Annotated in this window: 25 protein-coding genes and 1 tRNA gene; 2 read left to right on the top strand and 24 right to left on the bottom strand. The window is 38.0% G+C overall.

Annotated features, from left to right (window positions below):
• Positions 1-7: 7 nt before the first annotated feature.
• Positions 8-2,365 (bottom strand): ATP-binding protein, encoded by a 2,358-nt coding sequence (locus tag HNQ98_RS03485; RefSeq protein ID WP_135197316.1) that lies wholly within the window; start codon positions 2,363-2,365, stop codon positions 8-10.
• Positions 2,365-3,537 (bottom strand): metallophosphoesterase family protein, encoded by a 1,173-nt coding sequence (locus tag HNQ98_RS03480; RefSeq protein ID WP_135197315.1) that lies wholly within the window; start codon positions 3,535-3,537, stop codon positions 2,365-2,367. Before HNQ98_RS03480 ends, HNQ98_RS03485 begins: the two co-directional genes overlap by 1 nt.
• 130 nt (positions 3,538-3,667) lie before the next feature.
• Between HNQ98_RS03480 and HNQ98_RS03475 the strand changes: the two genes are divergently transcribed.
• On the top strand, positions 3,668-4,699 hold the full coding sequence (locus HNQ98_RS03475) for a lactonase family protein (RefSeq protein ID WP_135197314.1): 1,032 nt from the start codon (positions 3,668-3,670) through the stop codon (positions 4,697-4,699).
• Between the two features lie 544 nt (positions 4,700-5,243).
• Here the strand turns inward: HNQ98_RS03475 and HNQ98_RS03470 are convergent.
• From HNQ98_RS03470 to HNQ98_RS03450, 5 genes are all read right to left on the bottom strand, one after another.
• Positions 5,244-5,873, bottom strand: coding sequence for a pyridoxamine 5'-phosphate oxidase family protein (locus tag HNQ98_RS03470; protein WP_135197313.1), 630 nt, complete (start codon positions 5,871-5,873; stop codon positions 5,244-5,246).
• Between the two features lie 175 nt (positions 5,874-6,048).
• A tRNA-Ser gene (locus tag HNQ98_RS03465) sits at positions 6,049-6,137 on the bottom strand.
• 39 nt (positions 6,138-6,176) lie between these two features.
• Positions 6,177-8,015 (bottom strand): translational GTPase TypA, encoded by a 1,839-nt coding sequence (typA, locus tag HNQ98_RS03460; RefSeq protein WP_014974176.1) that lies wholly within the window; start codon positions 8,013-8,015, stop codon positions 6,177-6,179.
• A gap of 64 nt (positions 8,016-8,079) precedes the next feature.
• A complete protein-coding gene (locus HNQ98_RS03455; RefSeq protein ID WP_135197312.1) occupies positions 8,080-8,865 on the bottom strand; it encodes an inositol monophosphatase family protein in 786 nt (261 codons plus the stop codon).
• Positions 8,862-9,134, bottom strand: a complete 273-nt coding sequence (locus HNQ98_RS03450; protein WP_135197311.1) for a UPF0223 family protein — start codon at positions 9,132-9,134, stop codon at positions 8,862-8,864. The genes HNQ98_RS03455 and HNQ98_RS03450 overlap by 4 nt, the downstream gene beginning before the upstream one ends.
• A gap of 58 nt (positions 9,135-9,192) precedes the next feature.
• Here HNQ98_RS03450 and def point away from each other — a divergent pair, with 58 nt between their 5' ends.
• A complete protein-coding gene (gene def / locus HNQ98_RS03445) occupies positions 9,193-9,774 on the top strand; it encodes a peptide deformylase (protein WP_014974173.1) in 582 nt (193 codons plus the stop codon).
• Between the two features lie 157 nt (positions 9,775-9,931).
• Here the strand turns inward: def and HNQ98_RS03440 are convergent, their stop codons facing one another.
• From HNQ98_RS03440 to HNQ98_RS03360, 17 genes are all read right to left on the bottom strand, one after another.
• Positions 9,932-10,840, bottom strand: a complete 909-nt coding sequence (locus HNQ98_RS03440; RefSeq protein WP_014974172.1) for a DnaJ C-terminal domain-containing protein — start codon at positions 10,838-10,840, stop codon at positions 9,932-9,934.
• Between the two features lie 78 nt (positions 10,841-10,918).
• Positions 10,919-12,763, bottom strand: coding sequence for a molecular chaperone DnaK (gene dnaK, locus HNQ98_RS03435; RefSeq protein WP_014974171.1), 1,845 nt, complete (start codon positions 12,761-12,763; stop codon positions 10,919-10,921).
• Positions 12,764-12,864: 101 nt separating this feature from the next.
• Positions 12,865-13,428, bottom strand: a complete 564-nt coding sequence (grpE, locus tag HNQ98_RS03430; RefSeq protein ID WP_135197310.1) for a nucleotide exchange factor GrpE — start codon at positions 13,426-13,428, stop codon at positions 12,865-12,867.
• 17 nt (positions 13,429-13,445) lie between these two features.
• Positions 13,446-14,474: a heat-inducible transcriptional repressor HrcA gene (gene hrcA / locus HNQ98_RS03425; RefSeq protein WP_014974169.1), complete on the bottom strand. Its 1,029-nt coding sequence runs from the start codon at positions 14,472-14,474 to the stop codon at positions 13,446-13,448.
• Between the two features lie 131 nt (positions 14,475-14,605).
• Positions 14,606-15,553: a riboflavin biosynthesis protein RibF gene (ribF, locus tag HNQ98_RS03420; RefSeq protein ID WP_135197309.1), complete on the bottom strand. Its 948-nt coding sequence runs from the start codon at positions 15,551-15,553 to the stop codon at positions 14,606-14,608.
• A 2-nt stretch (positions 15,554-15,555) separates the two neighbouring features.
• Entirely contained in the window at positions 15,556-16,464 is a 909-nt protein-coding gene (gene truB, locus HNQ98_RS03415; protein ID WP_135197308.1) for a tRNA pseudouridine(55) synthase TruB, read from the bottom strand.
• Positions 16,451-16,966, bottom strand: a complete 516-nt coding sequence (locus HNQ98_RS03410) for a PTS sugar transporter subunit IIA (protein ID WP_014974166.1) — start codon at positions 16,964-16,966, stop codon at positions 16,451-16,453. The genes truB and HNQ98_RS03410 overlap by 14 nt, the downstream gene beginning before the upstream one ends.
• Before the next feature lie 9 nt (positions 16,967-16,975).
• The gene (locus HNQ98_RS03405; RefSeq protein WP_135197307.1) at positions 16,976-18,157 is read right to left on the bottom strand and encodes an aminotransferase class I/II-fold pyridoxal phosphate-dependent enzyme; all 1,182 of its coding nucleotides are present in this window, start codon (positions 18,155-18,157) and stop codon (positions 16,976-16,978) included.
• Positions 18,158-18,254: 97 nt separating this feature from the next.
• Entirely contained in the window at positions 18,255-18,608 is a 354-nt protein-coding gene (gene rbfA / locus HNQ98_RS03400) for a 30S ribosome-binding factor RbfA (RefSeq protein WP_014974164.1), read from the bottom strand.
• A gap of 95 nt (positions 18,609-18,703) precedes the next feature.
• Positions 18,704-21,229: a translation initiation factor IF-2 gene (infB, locus tag HNQ98_RS03395; protein WP_135198311.1), complete on the bottom strand. Its 2,526-nt coding sequence runs from the start codon at positions 21,227-21,229 to the stop codon at positions 18,704-18,706.
• The gene (locus tag HNQ98_RS03390; protein WP_135197305.1) at positions 21,230-21,550 is read right to left on the bottom strand and encodes a L7Ae/L30e/S12e/Gadd45 family ribosomal protein; all 321 of its coding nucleotides are present in this window, start codon (positions 21,548-21,550) and stop codon (positions 21,230-21,232) included.
• Entirely contained in the window at positions 21,540-21,836 is a 297-nt protein-coding gene (gene rnpM, locus HNQ98_RS03385; RefSeq protein WP_014974161.1) for an RNase P modulator RnpM, read from the bottom strand. The genes HNQ98_RS03390 and rnpM overlap by 11 nt, the downstream gene beginning before the upstream one ends.
• A gap of 116 nt (positions 21,837-21,952) precedes the next feature.
• Positions 21,953-23,056, bottom strand: a complete 1,104-nt coding sequence (nusA, locus tag HNQ98_RS03380) for a transcription termination factor NusA (RefSeq protein ID WP_135197304.1) — start codon at positions 23,054-23,056, stop codon at positions 21,953-21,955.
• 124 nt (positions 23,057-23,180) lie between these two features.
• Positions 23,181-23,657 (bottom strand): ribosome maturation factor RimP, encoded by a 477-nt coding sequence (rimP, locus tag HNQ98_RS03375; protein WP_135197303.1) that lies wholly within the window; start codon positions 23,655-23,657, stop codon positions 23,181-23,183.
• Positions 23,658-24,006: 349 nt separating this feature from the next.
• Positions 24,007-24,276: a 30S ribosomal protein S14 gene (gene rpsN / locus HNQ98_RS03370; protein WP_014974158.1), complete on the bottom strand. Its 270-nt coding sequence runs from the start codon at positions 24,274-24,276 to the stop codon at positions 24,007-24,009.
• Position 24,277: 1 nt separating this feature from the next.
• Positions 24,278-24,427 (bottom strand): 50S ribosomal protein L33, encoded by a 150-nt coding sequence (gene rpmG, locus HNQ98_RS03365; RefSeq protein WP_002815032.1) that lies wholly within the window; start codon positions 24,425-24,427, stop codon positions 24,278-24,280.
• A gap of 161 nt (positions 24,428-24,588) precedes the next feature.
• Positions 24,589-25,494 carry a manganese-dependent inorganic pyrophosphatase gene (locus HNQ98_RS03360; RefSeq protein WP_135197302.1) on the bottom strand — a complete coding sequence of 302 codons (906 nt, stop codon included), beginning with the start codon at positions 25,492-25,494 and terminating at the stop codon, positions 24,589-24,591.
• Positions 25,495-25,535: the final 41 nt, after the last annotated feature.

Below are 25,535 nucleotides of genomic sequence, written 5' to 3'. Positions count from 1 at the left end.
ACTCCCTTTATAATGCTATCATTTGTTTAACATGTGGCTCTGAAAATGCCGTGGTAAAATAAAAAATTTGCTGTTGCTGCGCTATTTCTTGTAAAATATCTAGCATGATTGCTCGCCGATCATCATCAAAGTTAACAAACCCATCATCAATCAGCAAAGGGACTGACACAATATCTGCAATGACTTGACTTAAGGCTAATCTCAGAGCAACATAGAGCTGTTCTTGCGTGCCAGTTGATAGCTCACTTACACCAAACTTGTGACCATATTTCTGTACGAGTGACAGATCATCTTTAACGAATTGTATGTCAATATAATTATTTTGCGTTAACCTTGTAAAATATTGCGTAGCAATTTTTTGCATTTTTGGGAAACGATTTTGTGAGGCTGCTTGCAGCGCGCGATTAATCCAATCCACCGTCAATCTTTCAGCAAGATATTCACCAAACTGATCGTTTAACATCGTCTGTTCATTAGCTAGTTCTTGCTGTAAAGCTAAAAATTGGTCACTACTCGTGCGCTGTTGTTGCTGTGCTTGTAAATCTGATAACTGGGCTTGTTTAGTAAATGCAGCTTGCTGAGCTTGATTGTACTCTTTTTCTACGTTATCTAATTGTTCTTGCAAATCAGTAATACTATCAATTTGTTGTAATTGTTCCATCATCTCTGGCTTGATCTGTTGCATCATATCATTGAATCTTTGATTTTTACGCAACTGCGCTGTTGCTTGTTGCTTTAAAGCCATCAATGACTCACTATCTTGAACCTGATACTTTTTGAAAATAGCTTGCTTTGCAGTTGAATACTCTAACAGTGAGGATTGCATTTTTTGAATTTCAGTTAAAATTTGTTGTTGCCTTTGTGCAAATAGTAATTCGTTGTTTTGTAAACGTAACTGCCATTGATCATTGCTATGCATTAATTGTGACATTGTCATTTCAAGGTCATCAGGGCGCACCACTATATTTAGAAAGTTAGTAATTGGCTCTAGTTTATTGACAAGCGTGTCTCTAGTTGCATCAATACTAGCATCCAACTCACTAATCTGTTGCTCTTTCTGTAGCATTCTACGAATATCAGACTGAGCGGTATTAATTTCCGTAATTGACAACATACCATAACGTTGTCGTATTTTAGACTGCTTATCTCGATGTTGTTTTAGAAAAAAATAACCGAGACCGGCTATGAGCGCAGCTAAAATTAAAGCTGGTTTGAAGATAAAGTACATTACTGCGCCAAATAAGACGGCAACAATGATAATTATCAAGCCATAGTCTTTTTCAGATAGTGCATCTTTCTCACTGTCTGTTAGGAGCTTGGGTACCTCAATTTTAAAATTAGATCGTATACCATCAACTTCGTTGATTAAAACAGCACGTTCTTTTTCTAAATTTTGAAGGTGATGATTTTCAACTTCCAGATTTGCAATAGTTGACTGATCATATGGTGCCTGCTTAATTTTTGTTGATTGTTGTTGCTTTTCTTCATTAAGATTTTGCAAAGATTTTTGACTAGTTTCAGTCATAATTGCTAGACGCCGGACTTCATCAATATCCTCATCTGACACTAATGTAGTTTCAGAGGTCAGCGTCTCCTTCAATGCCATTGCTTTTTTATAAAGCGTATATTGTTGCATTAAATATTGTAAATCCTGCATTTTTTTTGATAAATCTAATATTTGAGATTGTTTCTTATTTAATGCTTTTTGTTGCAGTTCGATATCTGATTGTCCATTTACATAATCCGCTACAGCATCATTTTTATCATGTAATGCTTCACTATTCTTCTCATAACGTCTTGTGGCTAAATTCAAAGGTCTTTTCCCTGTCGAACGCTGAGCAAATTGCTTATCAGATTGCTTGGCAACATCATTAGCCACATCAAGCCAACTTGTGCTACCCACAGCACCTATATTTAACAGTAGTTTTTGTAGTTCAATAGGTTTTAATTGAGCAATTTGTGCTAAATCGCGTTGGCTAAAATTAAAGATATCATCAAACGATGCCCTTGTTAACGGTAGTAATTGTTGTGATAACCATTCTTCCGGGTGTTCTATCACTATTTGACTAGACATATCTGTAATTGTCAATTCAGATTGTGTTCGACTAATGCGCGTAATTTTATAGTCATTTTGACTCACAGTAATAACTAAACTACCGCCATATTTGCTACCATCTTTAGGATCATATACATTATTTTGCCCTTTTTTTGTTGGAAAACCAAATAAAACGCCGATAATGAAAGCACGTAGCGTAGACTTACCAGACTCATTTTGACCAACAATCGCTTGAAAACCATCGGAAAAATCGAAGGTTTGCTGTGACCATCGTCCAAACCCACTAATTTCTGCTTTTTTGATTTTCATTATTCATCACGTGCCTTTCTAGCCTGCATAATTTGCCACATTTTCTCTTGTAACACAGCTTGTCCTTCTTTACTCATGAAATACTCTCTAACAAAAACAGGTGCTTGATTCGATAAATAATCTGATACATTAAAATTGTCAAAAATTGATTGTAACGATGATTTCCAATATTTCTGATCAATATTGTCCTCAGCCAATACAGATGTTGGTGCTTTTTTCAACCCAAGACGTACAACCCACAAATTATCTGGCAATTTAGCACGTACTTTTTCTAACGTTAACCCGCTTAACACGCGTTCAATCAGTGTATTATTTAATTTTGCGGTAATATCAACTGAAAATAGTGTTGTTTTTTCTGTTTGATAATCTACAATTTGTGTGACTAAATCATCTTCATCAACCATTTCTGAAATGGTTAGATTTTCCCATATAACAGCTGCAACGGGCTTAAATTCGGGTATTAACTTATTTTTATGGCTAGTAACTAAATAATAACCTTTTGGTCCGACCTCTTTGCGATTTAATCCCTGTAAATTGCCCGAGTACCCAATAAAAGGCGAATCATTTAATGTTTGCCGAACGTGAATATGTCCTAAAGCCCAGTAATCATAGTTTTTGATTAACATATCATTAACAGAAAATGGCGCATATGCTTCACCGTCAACGCCGAGTGCACCATGATATAAGCCAATATGATAATCTGCTGCTATATCCTTAGGCGGGAAATTATCAATAAGTTGTTCTTTTTGACGTTGTGTTTGATAGCTAAAGCCTGTCAGAGCTATCTGTTCTCCACTGTTTAAAGATAAATACTTAGTTTCTATAGATTGTGCAAATATGTGAATGTTTTCCGGCCATGGTAAATGTTTTTGCTTATTTGCCTCAAAATCATGGTTTCCAAAACTCAAATATACAGGTATCGCAGCAGCATGTAATCTCTCAAACTGTACACTCACCATTTCTTGAATCTGTGGTCCACTTTCAGATGAATTGTATAAATCCCCTGGAAATAATACAAAATCAACGTTCTCAGCAATAGCTGAATCAATCAACTTTCCAAAGGTTGTCAGTGTCGCATTTTGTATTATTGGTTTTAAATGCTCTGGTAATTGTTGATCTAATCCTAAAAATGGATTTCCTAGATGAATGTCGCCTGCATGGATAAATTTCATAACCAACCTCTAATTTTTGAACAAATGTTCGTTTAATGTTATTATACTGAAAATAAACCGTTTTCTCAACTTGTGAAACCCCTTACATATATGCTATTATAGAAGTAGTTTAACTAAGGAGACAATAAATATGGCAATCCACAAAATTTTGTTTGGTACGTATACCAAACGTCTATCAAAAGGTTTATATGAAGCAGAATTGGACACAGACAAAAAACAGCTTCAAAATCCAACTTTCATTGGTCAATTAACTAATCCTACTTATTTAGCCCTTTCAAAAGCTAATAAAATTTACGTTGTTGAAAACCGTAATGGTCAAGGTGGTGTAGTCACATTGGATAATGCAAAACGTCCTGTGGTTGAACTTGACGCCAAATTGACTGAAGGTTCCGCACCAGCTTATATGGGCATTGATGAGGACCGTCAACTGCTCTTTGCTGGATACTATCACCGCGGTACTGTTGAATCATATACTATTAATGCTGATGGCTCACTATCACTAAGTGATACTTGGCAAAACGAAGGCTCAGGTCCCCGACCAGAGCAAAGTTCATCACATATCCATTTTGCTAACTTAACACCCGATAAACGGCTAGTAGCGGTGGATCTAGGTAGTGACGAAATCATCACTTTTGATGTCACCGACAACGGTCAACTAACGGAAGCCTCACGCTTTAAAACAGAAGAAGGTTTTGGTCCACGTCATATTCGTTTCTCACCAAACGGTCAGTATGCTTACGTGCTTGGTGAGCTTTCAAGCCTGTTAAGTGTCTTAAAGTACAACTCTGATGATGGTTCATTTGAGCATATTATGACTGCTTCAACAATTCCCTCTGATTGGACTGAACATAATGGCTCAGCTGCCCTACGTTTAAGCCATGATGGTCGCTTTATCTATGCTACTAATCGCGGTCACAATTCAATTGCTGTTTTCAAAATTGTTAATGGCGGTACCGAGATTGAACGTATTCAGCTCATTAGTACTGAAGGTGAATTCCCACGTGACATGAATTGGGATAAAGATGAAGCTTTCTTAGTCGTTGCTAACCAGGACACTGATAATGTTTCATTATACGCTCGAGATGAAACCACTGGTGAATTATCACTCCTACAAAAAGATTTTGCTATTCCAGAGGGCGTGCGCGTCACTTTTGAATATTAATTTTAAAATATTATTGTTCGCTATCAAATAAAAAAAGTAACTAACCAAATAATTTTGGTCAGTTACTTTTTTATATTACCAAAACTGTTTTTAACTGAGTTTTTAGCATCAATGATTGTATCTTTTTCTGCTCTACAAGTCATTCTACTTCTTTAGTTGGCACAATCATAACCCATTCCACTCAGATTTTTGAAATACGCGACTGGTTCATGAAACATTAAAAACAGCCTACTCTAAGTCAACATTTATGAGATTTACATCTCATACAACATTTCCATTACGCTCAAACTTGTCTGCTAAACCAATGCTCAACGCATCCATTTGCCACTACTTAGTTCAAACTTCGAGTAAACTGTCATCGGATTGAAAGAAATCCATTCCAATCATCGTCAAGAATGATTGCAACAACTTAAGTTGTTATGAGGATTTCCTCCTAACCTATGTCTATAGTATAACATCTATAATTTATAATTGCAAGCGCTTACAATACAAAAGCATTCTCATTAGATTAAAAGTGCAAATAATTCAACGACTTCCTATTACTTTAGTCTTGAAATGATATCACAGTTGGATTAGTCCGAAATGACTCAACTAAAACAGATTGGATATCTAGTCTAATAATTACTTTGTTATTGAAATTATCTGCTAGTTCTTTTATCTCACTGTGCTTCACGATCTCGTCTTTTAGGGCATCATTTTCAAGTACTGTTGGCATAATATTATTAGAACTTATCCTTATACCCGTTTCTTTGTCAAACCACGTTGTTAAAGAGACTTTTTTAGTATCATGGATGTTCTGAACACGTTTTGATTTTTTATCAGTGACCACATACCAGACATTCTCTTGCTGTTTTGACTGTTTGAAAGTTAGAATACTTGATGTCATCATCCCATCATTTGAAAGCGTTGATACAATTACAATGTTCTCTAACTTTTCTAATGCTGATTGGAAAGCATGCTGTTTATTAGTATTGGTGCTTAAACTAAATTTCTTTTTTTGCTTCATAATCGTTAAAGCAGTTAATGGCACAATTAAAATAATGTAACCGATAACAGTTAAAATAAGCGATTGATAAAAATAGCCTTCAACACCAATCACTTTCACACAGTACATTGCAACAAATACTGTTATTAAAAAAATAATAAACAATTGAATAAACCTTTTTGCATACATTATCATACTCCTCCACTTCACAATGTAAATACTATCATACTTTCTCTAAATATAAAATATCATGAAAAAAATTAAATAAAAAAGTCAGTCCTAATATTTATTAGAATTGACTTTTTATGAATTAAAATTGTACTCAAGAAATATTTTCTCTCTATGTGCGAAAAGAGTATACCAAAGGAGATAGCGGGATTTGAACCCGCACACCGCCAAAAGCGGCTCGACGGATTTCGAGTCCGTTGCAGTACCAGATTGTGCCATATCTCCATAATGAAGAACAAAAATGTCCTTCAATACATGTTAAATTTAGTTAGATGCCTTACGACGTTTAGCTGACTTTTCACGTTCTGCTGTGTTCAAAATTGCCTTACGGATACGTACGTTTTCAGGCGTTACTTCAACGTATTCATCATCATTCAAAAATTCTAAACTAGCTTCCAAATTCATCAAACGAGGTGTCTTGATTGATGAAGTTTGGTCTTTGTTTGATGAACGAACGTTTGATTGTGGCTTTAACTTTGTCACGTTAACAGAAATATCATTGTCACGTGCATTCATACCAACAATCATGCCTTCATAAACATCAACACCAGCACCGATAAACATTTGCCCACGATCTTCAACACCCATAATCGCATAGTTTGTAGTTGTACCTTGAGTAATTGAAACCAAAGCACCATTACGACGACCAGGCTCCCAATTACGAACAACTGGGCGGTATTCAGCATAAGTATGGTTAAAAATACCATAACCACGTGTTGCTGACATAAATTCAGTTGAATAACCAATTAATCCACGTGAAGGTGCCATATATGTCAAACGTGTTTGACCATTACCAACTGACTCCATGTTTTCCATTTCACCTTTACGTTGGTTCAATGAATCAATAACAGTTGATGCATATTCATCGGGTGTATCAATTTGTACAGATTCATAAGGTTCTGACTGTACACCATCAATCTCACGATAGATAACTTGTGGACGTGAAGCTTGTATTTCGAAGCCTTCACGACGCATTGTTTCAATCAAGATTGACAAATGCAATTCACCACGTCCTGATACTAACCAAGCCCCAGCTTGACCTATATCTTCAACACGCAAAGATACATCAGTATGCAATTCACGACGCAAACGATCTTCAATTTGGCGAGCCGTAACAAACTTTCCTTCACGACCTGCAAAGGGACTGTCATTTTGACGGAAAGTCATTTGCAAAGTTGGTTCATCAATACGTAAGATTGGTAGTGGATCTGGATGTGCAGGATCTGCAACAGTTTCACCAACTGAAATATCATCCATACCAGAAACAGCAATCAAATCTCCAGCCTTAGCTTCATTAATATCAACTTGATCCAAACCAATGAATCCAGCTAATTTAGTAACACGGAATGATTGCGTTGTACCGTCAAGCTTCAACACTTCAACGTTATCACCCATCTTGATTGTGCCACGTTTAACACGTCCAATACCGATACGACCAACGAAATCATTATAGTCCAACATAGCAACTTGGAATTGTAATGGTTCATCAGAATTATCAACAGGTGCTGGGATTGTTTCAAAGATCTTGTCAAAGACAGGCTTCATTGTGTGTTCTTGATCTTCAACTATTGGTGACAATGATGATGTTCCATTCATAGCTGAAGCAAAAATAACTGGGAAGTCTAAGCGTTCTTCATCAGCACCTAGTTCAATAAACAAATCCAAAACTTCATCGACAACTTCTGATGGACGTGCACCAGGACGATCAACTTTGTTAACCACCACAATTGGTGTCAAGTTCTGTTCAAACGCTTTTTTCAAAACGAAACGTGTTTGTGGCATGGTACCTTCAAAGGCGTCAACAACCAACAAGACACCATCAACCATACCCATGATACGTTCAACTTCACCACCAAAATCAGCGTGTCCAGGTGTATCCAAAATGTTGATTTGCTTGTCTCCAACCTTAACGGCTGTGTTCTTTGACAAGATGGTGATACCACGTTCTTTTTCGATATCGTTTGTATCCATTGCACGATCACCCAATTCTTTGCGTGAGTCCAATGTATCTGATTGTTTTAAAAGTTCGTTAACCAACGTCGTCTTTCCATGATCGACGTGGGCAATGATAGCGATGTTACGAATATCTTCGCGATTTGCCAATTTCCTAGTGCTCCTTTAATTTAATGCCACTTATCTCATAGTAAAAGCTAGGGTCAGTTGCGCCCTAGCTTTTATGCAACGCTAAAATATCACGATGCGCACGATTTGTAGCCACTAATACTATGTTTGATGATAACATATCTAATGGTTGTCCGTCAATATCTGAAACGGATAAACCTAATGTTTTTGCTAAAACTTGACCAGCAGCAAAATCCCATGGCATCATTTTAGACGAATAGCCGACAGCTTGACCTCTAATCACACGAATGAAGGACGGTCCAGCAGCACCTATCACGCGATAACCTAAAGCTGCCTTCGCAATATGATCGTACCCAAACATACCGTAAAGTAGCCGAGCGCCACTGAGTAATACAATGCCTTGAGCAAGCGATTCATCCACAGGAGGCGTTAATCGTAATTGATTAGCAAACACACCAATTTCCGGTCCACCATGATACACTGTATTATTGACAACATCTAAAATCCACCCTAAAACTGGCTGATTATCAATATACAAGGCAATCATAATTGCAAATTCTTCACGTTCTTTCACAAAATTCATTGTGCCATCAATCGGGTCAACAAACCAAACATGCCCTTTCATATCGCGTTGCTGATCACCAAAACCTTCTTCACTCACAATATGTGCCTCTGAATCATAAGCACGAATTTTTTGATTAATCAACTTTTCATTGGCACGATCCACATTTGTGACTAAATCACGGACGTCACTTTTTGTTCCAACAGTTAATTCATCTTGCATAGCAGTAATTGTTTTTGTTCGTAATTCTTCAAGCCATAATAATACTGTCTGATCAATGTCTTGAATTTCAAATCGGCGTAAAGTCATCCGCGTACCTTATCTTTTGTTGTTTGTTGGGCGAGTTTCATCGTTTGATAAATACTATGCCCCGTTTGCCGCTCAAAATTTTTATCAAATTGTTTCTGCTCACTTTTTGAAACAATGACATCACGAAAAGCCTTATAACGTGACATTAGTGTTGCTTTTGAAACACCAGTTTCATACACGTTAAGTACACTATCTACAAAATTTGAGATTGTTACTATATCTTCAGTGGTCCAATTGCCATCAATTGGTAATGTATAATTTTCATTCATACTTCTATTTTAACATGTTGTTTAGTTTGATATACTAATAAATGAGGTGAAAAAAAACATGACAATTAGATTTACAATGGACAAGATAACACGCGATGGAGATCCTGTGTTACGTCAAATAGCAACAGAAGTTAAATTCCCACTAAGTGACGAATATGCACAACTAGCCAAAGATATGATGACTTATCTTGTTGTTTCGCAAGATGACCAAAAAAATGAAAAATATGGTTTACGCCCTGGTGTTGGACTTGCTGCCCCACAAGTCGGTTATTCATTAAAAATGAGTTCAGTCTTAATCCCGGCATTAGATCCACACGAGCATGATGAAGAAACCCCCTATTTTAAAGGTACTATTTTCAATCCTGTCATTATTTCAGAATCAGTGAAAAGAAGTGCGTTGGAAGTCGGTGAAGGTTGCTTATCCGTTGATGAAGATATCCCTGGATTTGTTCCCCGCGCCAATCGTATTACAGTCCGCTACCAAGATGAAAGTGGTGACACACATACCATTAAGTTAAAGGATTACCCGGCTATTGTGTTTCAACATGAAATCGATCATCTGCATGGCCACTTATACTATGACCATATTGATTTAAAAGCCCCTTGGCAAGTCAATGATGATACAAAATATATAGATTAACCAAAAAAGCAGATACCAACTAAGTATCTGCTTTTTATTTGGCGTTAATTATAGTTAACTTTTATAATATTGATAGTCTTGATGTTGTGCAAATTGTTATAGACTAAAAATCGGTGTCTCAGGCAACATCAACGCCCAAAAAACCGATTTTCTAACTTTACAATTTATCAAAGAAACTTTTCTTTTTTGTGCCATCAGTTGCTTCTTGGAATGCTTCCAAAGCCTTCTTCTGACCCTTGTTTAACTTAGTTGGTACATCAATTTTGACAATAATGTACTGATCACCGTTTCCAGTACCACGTAAGCGAGGTGCCCCCTTGCCACGCAAGCGGAATCGTGTACCAGTTTGTGTTCCAGCTGGTATCTTTAAACTAACATCCCCATGAACTGATTTGACTTGAATTTCATCACCTAATGTAGCGCTGACAAAATCAATCTTCTCTTCTAAGTAAATATCTGCGCCGTCACGTTCAAATCCGTCTTTAGATGGTGCAACTTGGAAGACAACGAACAAATCACCACGTGGACCACCGTTAGCACCTTCTTCACCTTGACCAGCAAGACGCATTTGTTGACCAGTTTCAACACCTGCAGGTACGGTAACTTCAATTTCATGAGCACCATCACCACGATTGAACTTGATTGTTTCTTTCTTACCAAAAATAGCTTCTTCAAAGTTTAGACGCATGCGGTACTGTAAATCTTGACCTTTACGCGGACGATTAGGATCAAAACCGCCACCAAACATTTGGCTGAAAATATCACCCAAATCGGAAAAGTCACCAAACCCGCCTTGTTGCCCTTGCTGATAGCCACCAAATCCGCCTTGTCCACCAAAACCACCATTGGCTCCTGCTGGTCCAAATTGGTCATATTGCGCACGCTTCTGTTCTTCACCAAGCGTTTCAAAGGCTTCTTGTACTTCTTTGTACTTTTCCTCTGCCCCTGCTTCATGGTTTAAATCGGGATGGTACTTTTTAGATAACTTACGATAAGCTTTTTTAATTTCATCTTGCGTCGCATTCTTATCAACACCAAGACGCTCATAATATTCTGTATTGTTCAATTACCCGCTCCTTTTAAATTATGTACACAAACCGCATTCAGTGACGTGCGGTTTGTTTAAATAGATTAAACTATTAAATTACTTCTTGTCTTTATCAGGATCAACTTCTTCAAAATCACCATCAACCGTATTATCATCAGCTGACTTAGCTTCACCTTCAGCACCTTCTTGTGGTGCTGCTTGTTGATATAACTTCATAGCTAATTCTTGTGCTACTTTTGCTAATTCATCTGATTTAGCCTTTAAGTCTGCCAAATCAGCATCTTCAGCAACTGCTTCTTCTTTAGCTTTCTTCAAAGCTTCCAAAGCGTCTTGTGTAGGTTTTTTATCGTCATCACCCAACTTGTCGCCAACTTCTTCTAATGTTGCTTCTGTAGAGAAGATCAATTGATCAGCTTCGTTGCGTGTATCAACAGCTTCCTTCTTCTTTGCATCAGCTTCTTCATTAGCCTTAGCCTCGTTCATCATTGCTTCGATTTCTTCATCTGACAAACCACCAGCAGCTTGAATGGTAATCTTTTGTTCTTTTTGCGTACCCAAATCTTTAGCAGAAACTGATACAATGCCGTTACGGTCAATGTCAAATGTTACTTCAATTTGTGGTACACCGCGCTTAGCAGCAGGAATATCTGATAATTGGAAACGACCCAAAGTCTTGTTATCAGCAGCCATTGAACGTTCACCTTGAAGCACGTGAATATCTACGGCTGGTTGGTTGTCAGCAGCAGTTGAGAATACTTGTGACTTTGAAGTAGGAATTGTTGTGTTACGGTCAATCAATTTAGTGAACACACCACCCATTGTTTCAATACCTAATGACAAAGGTGTTACATCCAAAAGAACAACATCCTTAACATCACCAGTAATCACACCACCTTGTACAGCAGCACCCAAAGCAACAGCTTCATCAGGGTTGATTGAGTGGTTAGGTTCCTTACTTGTCAATTTCTTGACAGATTCTTGAACTGCAGGAATACGTGTTGATCCACCGTTCAAAATCACTTCATCGATGTCTGAGAATGATAAACCAGCATCCTTAAGCGCCTGCAATACAGGTTGTTCAGCTCGCTTAATCAATTCAGCAGTTAATTCATTGAACTTTGCACGTGACAATGATGTTTGTAAATGCAATGGTCCTTGTTCACCTGAAGCAATAAATGGCAAATCAATTTGTGCCTCATTAGCTGAAGACAAAGTCTTCTTTGCTGACTCAGCAGCATCCTTCAAACGTTGCAATGCCAACTTATCATCTTTCAAATCAACACCATTTTCTGATTTGAATTGTTCAGCCAAGAAATCAATAATCTTATCATCAAAATCGTCACCACCCAAGTGTGTGTCACCATTTGTTGACAAAACTTCAAAGACACCGTCTCCTAATTCAAGTATAGAAACATCAAATGTTCCACCACCTAAATCATAAACCAAGATTTTTTCATCTTTGTCTAACTTATCCAAACCATATGCCAAAGCAGCAGCAGTTGGTTCGTTAATAATACGTTCTACTTCTAAACCAGCAATCTTACCGGCATCTTTAGTAGCTTGACGTTGTGCATCGTTAAAGTAAGCTGGTACTGTAATAACAGCCTTTTCAACCTTTTCACCTAAATAATCTTCAGCATAACCTTTAATGTATTGCAAAATCATTGCTGAAATTTCTTGTGGTTGGTAATCTTTACCACCAGCACTAACCTTATATCCTGCTTCACCCATGTGTGACTTGATAGAGATAATTGTATCTGGGTTGGTAATCGCTTGTCGCTTAGCCACATCTCCAACTTGGTTTTCGCCGTTTTTAAATGACACAACTGATGGTGTTGTACGACCACCATCTGGGTTTGTGATAATCTTTGGTTCGCCACCCTCAAGGACAGCAACTGCTGAGTTCGTTGTTCCTAAATCAATACCGATAATCTTTGACATGAATATATTCTTCCTTTACTTTTTTAATCAAGTTTAAGCTTTTTAAGGTGTAGTGCGTTGCGCTGAATCACCATGATTATTAATGATATGCTGACATTGTTTTACTTTGCTACCGCAACCATTGCAGGACGGAGAACACGATCTTGCAGGATATAACCCTTTTGCAAGACAGAGGCAATAGCATCTGATTCAACTTCATCTGTTTCAACACTTTGAATGGCTTGATGCTTTGTTGGATCAAATGTTTCCCCAACTTGACCTGTTTCAGAAATACCATTATCTGTTAACGCTTGAACCAAAGTTTTAAGTGTCATTTCAACACCAGTTTTAATTTGCTTAGTAACAGCATCGTCTGCTTCGACTTGTAAAGCACGTTCTAAGTTATCTACGGCTGGCAATACTGCAGTAGCCAACTTCTGTCCCTCATATTTACGCATGCTTTGTAACTCACGCGCATTGCGTTGCTGAATATTTTGTATTTCAGCTTGTGAACGGAGTAGCTTGTCTTCTAATTCTGATATTTTTAATGTCAACTCATTAATTTTTTGTTCTTGCGGATCAACGTCTTCTTTTAATTCATCAACGTCTGATTCATTTTCCTCGATGACCACATCTTCATTAACAACTGCTTCATCTTTTATTTCTTCTTGACTTTTATCTGCCACGTAAGTGACCTCCTAATTTATGTATATTCAATCATTTTCTGACTCAATGCTTCACCAAATGCATCCATAAGCAATGTATGATGCGCATATGGCATGCGAATTGGTCCGAGCAAAGCAATGATCCCCTCACCTTGATTAGGGACGGTAAATGCTCTTGTCATTAAGCTAAACGGTTTGAGTAATGGTTCCCCAATCTCAGACCCAATTTTTACTGTAACGCGTCGTCCGTAAGTCGGTGAAACTCTGCGTATGCCGGAAGCCGATGTTAAAAACTCTAACAAACGCTTCAAATCTTTCGTTTCGACATCGTCATCACTAAAGTCCAAAACATTCAACCGACCACCAATATGCACATTATCACCAATTGATCGTGCCAGCACATCACCAAACAGTTGTAAAAAAGCTGCAGGTGTTTCAATCACACGACTCATTTGCGTCGGCAGCTCATCTGATTGCATCATTCGTAAAACTTCCAATACAGGCTGTCCTGTCATCTGATCATTAATATATTTCACCATACCATCTAAAGATGCCACAGCGAGTTCACGTGGTAACTTGAAAGTCTGACTCGTAACTTTACCATCATTGGTCACCAATACCGCGATCAACTGCTGGTTTTCTAATGGCACTAAACGAAAACCTGATACTTTAACCCCGGAACGCTTTGGCTTTAAAATTAAAGCTGTCGCGCCAGTGAAATCAGATAACGTTCTGGCTGATTCATCAAGTAAATCATCAATTTCATGGAAGTTACCGCGAAACGACTGCATAACCATCACAACATCTTGCTGTGTTGCATGACGTGCCAACATTAAATTATCTAAATAGTATCGATAACCTGATCGTGACGGTACACGTCCAGCTGAAGTATGCAGTTTTTTGATAAGCATCTCAGATTCTAATGCTGCCATCTCGTTACGAATGGTTGCCGAACTAACTTTAATATCTAGTTGTTCTTGTAGACTCTTTGACCCAACTGCATGCGCCGTCTGCGTATACTCATAGATGATGGCATTTAAAATCAACTTTTGCCGTGCTGTTAGCATACCATCACCTCCATTTATATTAGCACTCTTTGCATCTAACTGCTAACAGTTATTATGATACACCTTTTTCAAAATAACGCAACCCTTTTTAGCACTCTTTTTATATGAGTGCTAAATAAAAAAGCACTCAATCATTGTTGCGTGCTTTTAAAATATTGACGTGTCGCTATTTCGTCCTGTTTCAGTTGTTCAATTAAACCATCAATGCCAATAAACTTAACTTCACCACGAAGATAATGATGCCAAGCAATCACTACTTCTTCACCATAAATATCTTGTTTAAAATCTAATATATTAATTTCTACAGTAATTGGATGTTCGTCACCGAAAGTAATATTACGTCCGATACTGGCCATACCCATATACCAAGTATCTGAAATTTTTACCTTTACGGCATAGATACCTATGCCAGGTAACCACTCTAATTCAGGCGTTTTGACATTGATAGTGGGAAAACCTAACTCTCTACCACGCGCTTCCCCATGAACTATCAGACCAGTCGTTGTATAAATACGTCCTAATTGTCGGTTAGCTTTATCAACATCATGTTGTTCTAAGGCACAACGAATCATCGTTGAACCAATTTTTTGATTACTGTCAGTAAACTCCGGCACTTGAACCACATCAAATCTCTGCTGAGCATAGTCAGATAAACGATCCATATTAGATATATCTGGATTACCGCCATATAAATGATCAAATCCAGCAACAATAGTGATTGGGTTAAGGCGCATCACAACGTCATCTACAAACGTCTGTGGGGATAATTGTGCTAATTGAGATGTAAATTGCATGACATACATGGTATCGACACCAAGTTCCGTAAGCAAAGCTGCCTTTTGAGATAGCGTCGTTAAATAACGTAAGGGTTCAGTCAAAGTTTTAAAGACAACTACTGGATGTGGGTCATATGTCAGTACGGCTAGAGGCACGCCCAATTGATTAGCTGTAGTCTTTGCGCGTTGAATAACAGCCTGATGTCCACGATGAACACCGTCAAAAAAACCCATTGCAACAACTTGTCGAACCGGCTTTTGAAAATTTTTAATTGGATAATGTAATTTAACGATTTTAGTCATTTTTATTCATTCGTAAATACGTAGCGAGAACGCCACACATTTTGTTCCCTATCATAAGCATATACTGCCTTAAGTTCACCATGATAAACAAGTTGCAAATAATCATTACTAGGTTCCCATTGGCTAATCTTCTGACCATTTTTAACCGCAAACCATTCGTCATCAGACAATGATTTTATTGGCCACGTGAGTATATCTTGAATGGATATAATATGTTGCAATAGTTCTTCACGTGATAATGTTTTTAACGATTCCAAGGTTATAGCGTCCTCTTTAGTAATACCACTGCCCATTGTGCGCGTTAAACTAGTCATTGTCGCCGGAACGCCTATTTTCTTACCAACATCAACGGCAAGCGTACGAATATATGTCCCTTTTGATACAGTAGCTTCAAAGTTAAATAGTTGGCGCTGATCTACATAGGTCACATCAGATGTCCGTTTAAAATTATAAATAATGGCATCGCGAATTGGCCGATCAACGATTTCTCCAGCACGTGCATATTCATATAATCGCTTACCATTTACTTTTACCGCTGAAAACATGGGTGGTGTCTGTTTAATATGTCCTTGCAGCTCTGCAATAGCTTCATCAATCACCCGATTGGAAAATGGTGTTGTGATGGTTGTCTCTTCAACCACCTCGCCGTCCAAATCTTCCGATTCCGTTGCAAAACCCAACGTGATTTCACCAATATAACGCTTTGGACGAGTTTGTAGCTCATCAATTAATTTAGTTGCCTTGCCTAATGCAACCACTAAAACACCGTCAACATTTGGATCTAATGTGCCTGCATGTCCAACTCTTCGTTGGCCAATTGCTCGACGTACTTTGGCTACAACATCAAATGATGTCACACCTTTCGGTTTATCAATGACAATGATACCATCAATTATATTACTTGGATTCATTAACAACCTCTTGATTTTGCCAAACATTTTGTCCGGCATATACTGCACCATATCGTACTCGCGGTATCACATTTTCTTCAAAAATAACATAAACTGTTGCATTGCTATTTTTGGCGCTAATTGTACCAATCATATCGCCAGCATGTAATTGTTGTCCGTGACTATACAGCGCTAAACGTGCGTTGTCAGTATCATGCGTCACAACACTCACTACGACTTCAGCGTGATTAACACTTTTAATTGTTAACATATTTTTTTTAGATTCAACAACGATACCTGACACTGGTGACAGAATAGTATAACCATTTGGTAACATCATAAATCCATTTTTACTATGGATTTGGTCATTTTCATCATCAATTTTTTGTAACTGACCGGTAACAGGTGCTACTATAACTGTTAATTCGGATTGACGTGAAATTTGAACAGCATTAATTTGCCCAGTTGTTCTCAAATTTCCGTATTGACTTTTTCTACTGAATAAATTTTGCCACCAACTCATATATTCCTCTTAATTATCTCTACGTAATTGATCGATGTATGTCGATAAACGATGTATGCCTTCGTCAAGATCCGCATCTGATGCTGCATATGAAATTCTGATATATGCCTTCGCTGCCTCACTAAAACCAGAACCTGGGATAACCGCTACCTTACCTTCTTGTGCTAATTTTAGCGCAAAGGCATCGCCATCCTCACCTAAATCTGCTGGTAATTTAGCAAAAAGGTAAAATGCACCTTGCGGCGTAACCACATCAAATCCTAACGCTTGCAATTTTGGCACAACACGGTCTCGACGTGCTTTATACACTTCACGCATAGTTAACGGTGTGTCCGTCACATCTCGTAACGCAACTAATGCTGCATCTTGAATAAATGTCGGAATTGCAAAAGTTAGCGTACCGTGAACTTTTTGCATTTCCGCAATGACATTAGCTGATCCTAAAATGAAGCCAACACGATACCCTGTCATAGCATGTGATTTAGATAAGCCGTTAATATAAACAGTTTGCTCAGGAATAATTTCAGCAAATGAAACGTGTTCTTGATCATAGGTCAAAACTGAATAGATTTCATCAGATATTACCCAAATATTATGTTTGACAAATACTTCAGCTAAAGCATGAATTTCATCTCTTGAATAAGTGACACCAGTTGGATTAGTTGGATAATTCATCAAGATAGCGCGAACTGGCACAGTAGCTTGTGCAACAGCCTGATCGACCATTTCTGGTGTCAATTTAAAATGACTTTTAGTTGTATCAATCGTAATTTTAGTGCCATGAGCCAAGCGTAAGGATGAAAAATATGGACCATAGGTTGGTTCAGGTACTAGTAAACCGTCATCCACCCCAAGTAACGTATTTAAAACAACATTAATAGCTTCACTTACACCAAGTGTTACAATCACATTATTCTCATCTTGATAATTTAAATGATACGTTTGATTAAAGTATTTCACAGCTTCTAAACGTAAGGCTAATTCACCTTGACTCTCGGCATAATGTGAACGATTGTTAGTGATTGCATCTGTGGCTGCTTGCTTAATACGGTCATCAACATCAAATCCCGGTTCACCCAATGTCAATTTTAAAACACCAGGAATATCACGGACAGTTTGTTGAAAATTTAGTAGTTTATCTGGTGCCATATTAGTAATTATTGGGTTTAAAGGTTGATTTGAGCTAGTCATATTTGAAATCCTTACTTTTACTTAAGTTTAATGTATTTCCATTTTAACACAAAAAAACGCTACACTTTGATTGTAGCGTTAATTCATTCACAATTTATTAATTTTCAGAATGCAACTTGCGAATTAAGTCTTCAATATGGTTACCATATTGAACTGACTGATCACGAACAAATTTCAACTCTGGTGTCTTATATACTGTTAATCGTGCCCCTAATTCTTTACGAATAAGGCCATTTGCAGCTTCCAATCCAGCTTGAGCTTTTTTACCATCACTAGCTAAATCCGATAAGATTGAATAATAAACTGTAGCAATCTGCAAATCGCCAGATAATTCAACACTTGTAACGGTGACATCTTGCACGCGCGGATCGTTAATCCGCTTTAGCAATAAATCAGTCACATCACGTTGAACTTCTTGTGCTAGACGACCTGCACGTTGTGGGTTAGCCATGGTGTGCCTCTTTCTTTATACAAAAGTTATCTGTTATAGTGTCTAAACAAACTAGGTAACTATTACTTGCATATTTTTACCACATACAAGATTAATTACTTCACTTTTACTTCTTCCATCACATAAGCTTCTACAGTATCATCAACTTGAATATCGTTGTACTTTGAAACTGTAAATCCAAATTCAAATCCCATCTTAACTTCATTGACAGAATCTTTTCCACGTTGCAGCGAAGCGACTTCGCCATCATAAACGACAACACCATCACGGATGATACGTACCTTGGCTTCTTTAGTGATTTTACCTTCTTCAACCATTGCACCGGCGATAATACCAACCTTCGAGAACTTAAAGAGTTCTTTAACGACAACAGTTCCAATAATCTTTTCTTCGTAAACTGGTTCCAACTGTCCCTTCATAGCCGCTTCAACATCGTCAATAGCGTTATAAATAACATTGTAGAATCGCATATCGACTTTCTCAGAATCAGCTTGAGACTTTGCCAAAGATGTTGGACGAACATTAAATCCAATAATAATAGCACCAGATGCTTCAGCTAACGTTACATCTGATTCGTTAATTGCACCCACAGCTGTGTGGATAATATCTACACGTACACCATCGACTTCAATTTTCTTTAATGAACCAGAAAGTGCTTCTACAGAGCCCTGCACATCAGCCTTAACAATTACTGGCACTGTCTTCATAGCCTTTTCAGACATGGTGCTGAATAATGTGTCCAATGTAACAACTGAACCAGAATTACGAACCACTTCTTGAGCTCGCTTGGCACGTTCTTCACCTGCAGCACGCGCTGTCTTTTCATCCGGCATAATAATAAATCGATCACCAGCTTGTGGTACATCATTTAATCCAGTAATTTGTACAGGTGTTGCTGGCAAAGCCTCGGCAAGTTCAGTACCGCGCTCATTAGTCATTGTACGCACACGGCCATAGGTATTACCAACAACAATTGGGTCACCTACATGCATCGTTCCTTGTTGAACCAATACTGTTGCAACAGGCCCACGTCCTTTGTCCAAACGTGCTTCAACAACTGAGCCACGTGCTGGCATATCAGGATTAGCCTTTAACTCAAGAACTTCAGCTTGCAACAAAATCATTTCAAGTAATTCATCAACATTTTGGCCAAACTTAGCTGAAATCTTAACAAAGATTGTATCACCACCATATTGTTCAGGTACCAAATCATATGCCATCAATTGGTTCATGACCTCGTCAGGATTTGCACCTGGCTTATCAATTTTGTTAACAGCTACAATAATTGGTGTATGTGCTGCCTTAGCATGATTAATTGCTTCAATAGTCTGTGGCATAACACCATCATCAGCAGCAACCACTAAAATAGTTAAGTCAGTAACATTAGCACCACGCGCACGCATTTCTGTAAAGGCAGCGTGCCCTGGTGTATCCAAAAATGTGATTGTCTTACCATTTAGTTGTGTTTGATAAGCACCAATATGTTGTGTAATACCACCAGCTTCACCTTCTGTAACGTGTGAGTTACGCAAGTAATCCAGCAAAGTTGTCTTACCGTGATCAACGTGACCCATAATTGTTACAACAGGTGGACGTGATACTAACTTACCTTCATCAATATTTTCATCAATGAAGAATCGATCAATATCAGCCACATCTTCTTCTTCTTTAACTTGTGCATCAATACCATAATCCGCTGCCAAAATTTCAATGGTATCTCCATCTAATGATTGGTTTTGGTTCGTTACAATACCAAGTAAGAAAAGTTTTTTAATAATTTCAGCTGTGTCGCGGTGCAACAACTTTGACAAATCTTGAACATTCATACCAATACGATATTCTAATACCTTTGGCAATGGCTGTTCTTTACGTTCAGTAGGTGGTACTACTGGACCTCTTTTAGCTGCTATACGACGCGACTTCTTTGAACCACGTGGCTTATCATTTCGGCGTGGTGTTTGTTGACCAGTACCGGATGTATTACGCTTACGTGAATTATTACGCGCTGAATTGTTTCCTGATGCTAATGCACCACCGAACTTACCAGCACCCGCACTTTTAGTTGCAGTTGTTGTAGTTGCCGTTTTAGCCGCTGGTTTAGTTGCTGCTTTTTTAGGTGCCTCTGCTGGTTTAGCTGCCGGCTTTTTAGGTGCCTTAGCAGCTTCTGCAGCTTGCTTACGTTTCTGATTTTCATTCACATATTGTTTTAAACTATTATCTTTTTGCTTAGAATAATCAACTTGACCTTCACGTGGTTGTGTTGACCAATTTTTCTTCTCGCGCACTGCTGGGCGTCCCTCTGCAGTTTGTGAACGTGTTCCTGGACGTTGATTACGATTTTGCCCACCATTGCTAGTGTTTGAACGATTGCCACCTTGCCCTTGTCCATTTGGACGACTTTGGGTGCTATTACGTGATTGTCCATTACGATTTTGATTGTTATTTGCACGTGCTGGGCGGCTTGGACGTTCTGATGACGTGCCACCTGTTGTGGGAGTTGAAGATCCCCCTGTTAATTTAGCCGCATGGCGACGTTGTGATGCAGGTAATTCCTTACGTTCTGGAACTGCCTGTTTTCTTGCAGGACGGTTTGAGTCTGAGAATTTCTTTTCTTCTGTCATTTAGTTCCGCTCCTTTTCTAAAATTAATTGTTTAATTTTCCGACTAAAACCACGATCAGCAATAGCAAATACGCTTCGATTGACACCAATGGCATCGATTAATTGTGATTTAGTATAGTCTTGAACTAGTGTTACATGATAAAAGCTTGATTTATCAATAAATTTTTTGGCTTGACTTTGGCCCCCATCACTCGGGAAAAATGCCAATTGCACTTTCTGTGCTCGAATAGCTGTCAGTGTTGAATCAGTACCTAATACGAGTTTTCCGGCGCGCATCGCCAAACCCAAAAGATTTAAAATTTGGTCGTCTTTACTTATCACCAAACAACTCCCGACGCGCTTGCTGATGGTCAATATATGCGATAAGTTCATCATAGAATTCATCAGGAATTTTCACATCAAACGCTTTATCAAAAATACGCTGTTTCTTAGCTTCTGCCGCAATATCACGGTTCAGACCAATATAGGCGCCACGCCCATTTGCTTTAGATGTTGGATCCAAGTTAACGTGTCCTTCTTTGTCACGAACAACACGCACAAGTTCTTTTTTAGGAAACATCTCACCTGTTACAATGTCTTTTCGCATTGGTATTTTTCTAGGTTTCATTCTCTTTATGATGCTGCATTCAAAAAACTAATACCTGCCTATATTTGCCGTTAAATGTACAATTATAGATACTATGTGCTACTAGTCTTATAGGATCAACACTTTCCTCCTAAAAATTAATTAGTTTCCTCGGTTACTGCTTTATCTGCTACTGCATCAGACTTTGATAATGTATTTGCTGCTTCGCTTTCTGACTTAATATCAATTTTAAATCCAGTTAATCGGGCAGCTAACCGGGCATTTTGACCCTTTTTACCAATAGCTAATGACAATTGATTGTCTGGGACGATAACTGTTACTGCGCGTTCATTTTCAGTATCAAAAATGACATCCGTTACTTCTGAAGGGTTCAAAGCATTTGCAATATACTGCGCCTCATCTTCAACCCATTCAACGATATCCATATTTTCGCCGCCAAGCTCATTAACAACAGCCTGAACACGTGCACCACGTTGTCCCACCATGGCACCAACGGGATCTAAGTCAGTGTCGTGTGTATAGACAGCAATTTTTGAACGATCGCCAGCTTCACGTGAAATGCTCATAATTTCAACAGTACCATCATACACTTCTGGGACTTCTTGTTCAAACAAACGTTTAACTAAGTCCGGTGCTGTACGAGATACAAAAATTTGGGGCCCTTTTGAATTATTTTCAACTTTATTAACTAAGACCTTAATACGATCTCCCATACGGTAATGTTCGTTTGGCATTTGGTCATTGGGAGCCATGGCAGCTTCTTGACTACCTGGTAATGTCACGTACAAGAAACGTGTATCTTGGCGATCAACTTCTGCCGTGATGATTTCATCTTGGTAATCAGAAAATTTATTAAAGATTGCTTCACGACCCGCTTCACGAATTTTTTGGACGATCACCTGTTTAGCTGCCTGAGCTGCCATACGACCAAAGTCCTTTGGTGTAACGTCAAAGCGAATTTCATCACCAGGCTCATAAGCTCGGTTAATGACCAAAGCATCTTCTAATGTAATTTCGGTGTCTTCGTTTTCGAAGTCTTCAGCCAAAACAACATTTTTTACTTGTTTAATGGCAACATTACCTTTTTTGGTATCAAACACCGCTTCAACATTTTGTTCAGCATTATACTGCTTTTTATAAGCAGCTCGTAAAGCATCTTCTAATGCTTCAACCACGACCGCTCTATCAATGCCACGTTCGGCTTCAAGGGCATCGAGCGCGTCAACTAATTCTTTACTCATTCGCCTATCCTCATCTATTATTAATTATTACCTCTGCCAAAATTGATTGTATCATACTGAACACATTATGTTGAGATAACGTAATGTACTAGCTAATTATCAGGCAATGGCAATCTGGTTGATGTTAAAACTGGATGTCCAGCACTGCTTTAGCAATTTCATCAAAATCAAGTGATAATTCGCCATTTTCCGTTGTCAAAATTAATCCGTTATCATTTAACGCTTTAATTTTCCCTTGCCACTTTTTTTGGCCATCTTTTGCTACAAAAAGTGATATTAAAATATTCTCGTCAGACTCTTTTACCCATTGAAAATGCCAAGGCGCTTTTAATGGTCTGTCAACACCCGGTGATGAAATATCTAACATATAGGCTTCTGGAATAGGATCAGGTTCGACAGCATCCAACAGTTCATTAACTTTTTGGGTGAATAATGTTAGTTCCTCCATCGTAATCAACTCATGATTTGCCTTATCTAATAAAATGCGCAAAACTTTTTGCCCACCTTCTTTAGTATATGTCAAATCCCACAATAGATCATTCTGTTGTTCAACAAGTGGTTGAATCAAATCTATCATTGTTTGTTCAACTTTATTTACCATGATATCCCCTCCTTTGATGACATATTAAATTATATTGCAAGCAAGTGCCAATCCCATAAAAAATGAGCCGGCTACATGACTGCAACCCGCTCATTTACAATTTATTATGTAAATTAACAACTCCTAGTATAACCTAATTTTTAAGGAATTGCAAATTTTTACTTTTTTAATACATAAAAAAGACCACGTAGAAGTGATCTTTACTAGTTTGTGAACCTTTATGACCCCATTCGCTATGCTCATTGAGGCAGTCACTGTATTTAGCTGATGCTATAATAATTGACTTTTAACGCGCCCACGCAATGCTTACAAAAGTAAGTTACGCTCTTCGCTTTTGCGAAACTTTACTTTACCAAGAAGCCTTACGGACACCAGGAATTTGACCTTTGTGTGCCAATTGGCGGAAGTTCAAACGTGACATACCAAACTCACGCATATAAGCATGAGGGCGACCATCAATCAAGTCACGGTTATGTGTACGAACTGGAGATGAGTCCTTTGGCAAAGCAGCCAAACCGATGAAATCTCCAGCTGCCTTTAATTCAGCACGCTTTGCAGCATACTTTGCAATCAAAACTTGACGCTGTTGTTCTTTAGCAATCTTTGACTTTTTTGCCATATTACTTAATCTCCTTAAATGTTACAACTTTACGAAGTTTTGGTGAGTACTTCTTCAACTCAAGACGATCTGGTGTATTACGACGGTTTTTAGACGTCAAGTAAATACGTTCACCAGTTTCATCATTTCCTAGAACAACGTGAATACGCATATTCTTACTCCTTAGTGTGGTTTGTTAAAATTATTTGCTTGTCAATACAAGTAACTATTATACATGAACTTGCAAACACTGTAAAGAGGATTTGTATAAATCCACGAAAATATGTTCGATATTAGTGTGAATAACTGTTATCAAATCAATAACTCACAATTTTAAAATTGCTTTTCTAATGGTGGCACAACTTGTTTTTTACGTGAAACGACACCAGGTAAGTCAATGATATTATCTACTAGTTTACCATTAAAGGCGCCTTCAATGGCTTGATTAGCATCACCCAAATACAAAGCTTTTGAATTTGAATTTAAAATATCTGTAATGACGAAGAGAAAATCTTCATAGTTTTCCTCTTGAATAGCAGCTTGAATCCCATCCTGACGAGATAAGACTTCATCAATATCAACAGTATTAACTTGTCCGATGCGGAACTGATGACCACCCATATCAAATGACTTTGCATCCCCATCGATTAATTCTTTGTCAGTTCGTGATGATAAATCTGTACCTGCTTTGAGTAAATCTAACCCATAATTTTCATAATCTTCAAGGCCAGCAATTTGTGCTAAAGCCTCCAGAGCTGGTTGATCATAGGTTGTAGTCGTTGGACTCTTTAACAATAATGTATCAGAGATAATTGCAGAAGCCATTAAACCAGCAATATCAGCCGGAATCATGACATCAGCTTGTTTAAATTCATAATACAAAATAGTTGCTACTGAACCCCAAGGTTTGGCTGTAATATACAAAGGGGTTGTATTTGTAAATGAGAACTTGTGATGATCATAAATCGCTTCAACCGTCACATCTGCTAAATTATCAATTGACTGTGCTTCTTCGTTATGATCAACCAAAACTACAGTACTTGTGTCTGCTGATGTGATGACGCGTGGTGCTTTAACACTAAAATAATCTAGTGCAAATTGTGTTTCAGCATTAGGTGTTCCTTGTGCGACAGCTTCCGTATCATTACCTGTTTTATTTAGTAAATAACTTGCAGCAATAGCTGAAGCAATTGTATCAGTATCTGGGTTTTTGTGCCCGAAAACTAAAGTATTCGCCATTATTCTTATATCTCCTAAGATTTTATACATCTATCTTATCA

The organism is Leuconostoc carnosum, assembly GCF_014207505.1.
Lineage (GTDB): Bacteria > Bacillota > Bacilli > Lactobacillales > Lactobacillaceae > Leuconostoc > Leuconostoc carnosum.
This window is presented reverse-complemented; position numbering and strand designations above follow the sequence as displayed.

Bases quoted from the DNA above. Each gene is read 5' to 3' on its own strand.
- rpmG (WP_002815032.1), bottom strand. From the start codon at position 24,427: ATGCGTATTCACGTTGTTCTAGGAAATGATGAAACTGGTGAACGTATT.
- infB (WP_135198311.1), bottom strand. From the start codon at position 21,229: ATGACAGAAGAAAAGAAATTCTCAGACTCAAACCGTCCTGCAAGAAAA.
- rimP (WP_135197303.1), bottom strand. From the start codon at position 23,657: ATGGTAAATAAAGTTGAACAAACAATGATAGATTTGATTCAACCACTT.
- hrcA (WP_014974169.1), bottom strand. From the start codon at position 14,474: ATGCTAACAGCACGGCAAAAGTTGATTTTAAATGCCATCATCTATGAG.
- HNQ98_RS03410 (WP_014974166.1), bottom strand. From the start codon at position 16,966: ATGAGTTGGTGGCAAAATTTATTCAGTAGAAAAAGTCAATACGGAAAT.
- HNQ98_RS03405 (WP_135197307.1), bottom strand. From the start codon at position 18,157: ATGACTAGCTCAAATCAACCTTTAAACCCAATAATTACTAATATGGCA.
- rbfA (WP_014974164.1), bottom strand. From the start codon at position 18,608: ATGGCTAACCCACAACGTGCAGGTCGTCTAGCACAAGAAGTTCAACGT.
- HNQ98_RS03470 (WP_135197313.1), bottom strand. From the start codon at position 5,873: ATGTATGCAAAAAGGTTTATTCAATTGTTTATTATTTTTTTAATAACA.
- HNQ98_RS03450 (WP_135197311.1), bottom strand. From the start codon at position 9,134: ATGAATGAAAATTATACATTACCAATTGATGGCAATTGGACCACTGAA.
- def (WP_014974173.1), top strand. From the start codon at position 9,193: ATGACAATTAGATTTACAATGGACAAGATAACACGCGATGGAGATCCT.
- HNQ98_RS03455 (WP_135197312.1), bottom strand. From the start codon at position 8,865: ATGACTTTACGCCGATTTGAAATTCAAGACATTGATCAGACAGTATTA.
- HNQ98_RS03360 (WP_135197302.1), bottom strand. From the start codon at position 25,494: ATGGCGAATACTTTAGTTTTCGGGCACAAAAACCCAGATACTGATACA.
- HNQ98_RS03480 (WP_135197315.1), bottom strand. From the start codon at position 3,537: ATGAAATTTATCCATGCAGGCGACATTCATCTAGGAAATCCATTTTTA.
- HNQ98_RS03485 (WP_135197316.1), bottom strand. From the start codon at position 2,365: ATGAAAATCAAAAAAGCAGAAATTAGTGGGTTTGGACGATGGTCACAG.
- nusA (WP_135197304.1), bottom strand. From the start codon at position 23,056: ATGAGTAAAGAATTAGTTGACGCGCTCGATGCCCTTGAAGCCGAACGT.
- rpsN (WP_014974158.1), bottom strand. From the start codon at position 24,276: ATGGCAAAAAAGTCAAAGATTGCTAAAGAACAACAGCGTCAAGTTTTG.
- ribF (WP_135197309.1), bottom strand. From the start codon at position 15,553: ATGACTAAAATCGTTAAATTACATTATCCAATTAAAAATTTTCAAAAG.
- truB (WP_135197308.1), bottom strand. From the start codon at position 16,464: ATGAATCCAAGTAATATAATTGATGGTATCATTGTCATTGATAAACCG.
- dnaK (WP_014974171.1), bottom strand. From the start codon at position 12,763: ATGTCAAAGATTATCGGTATTGATTTAGGAACAACGAACTCAGCAGTT.
- rnpM (WP_014974161.1), bottom strand. From the start codon at position 21,836: ATGAAACCTAGAAAAATACCAATGCGAAAAGACATTGTAACAGGTGAG.
- HNQ98_RS03475 (WP_135197314.1), top strand. From the start codon at position 3,668: ATGGCAATCCACAAAATTTTGTTTGGTACGTATACCAAACGTCTATCA.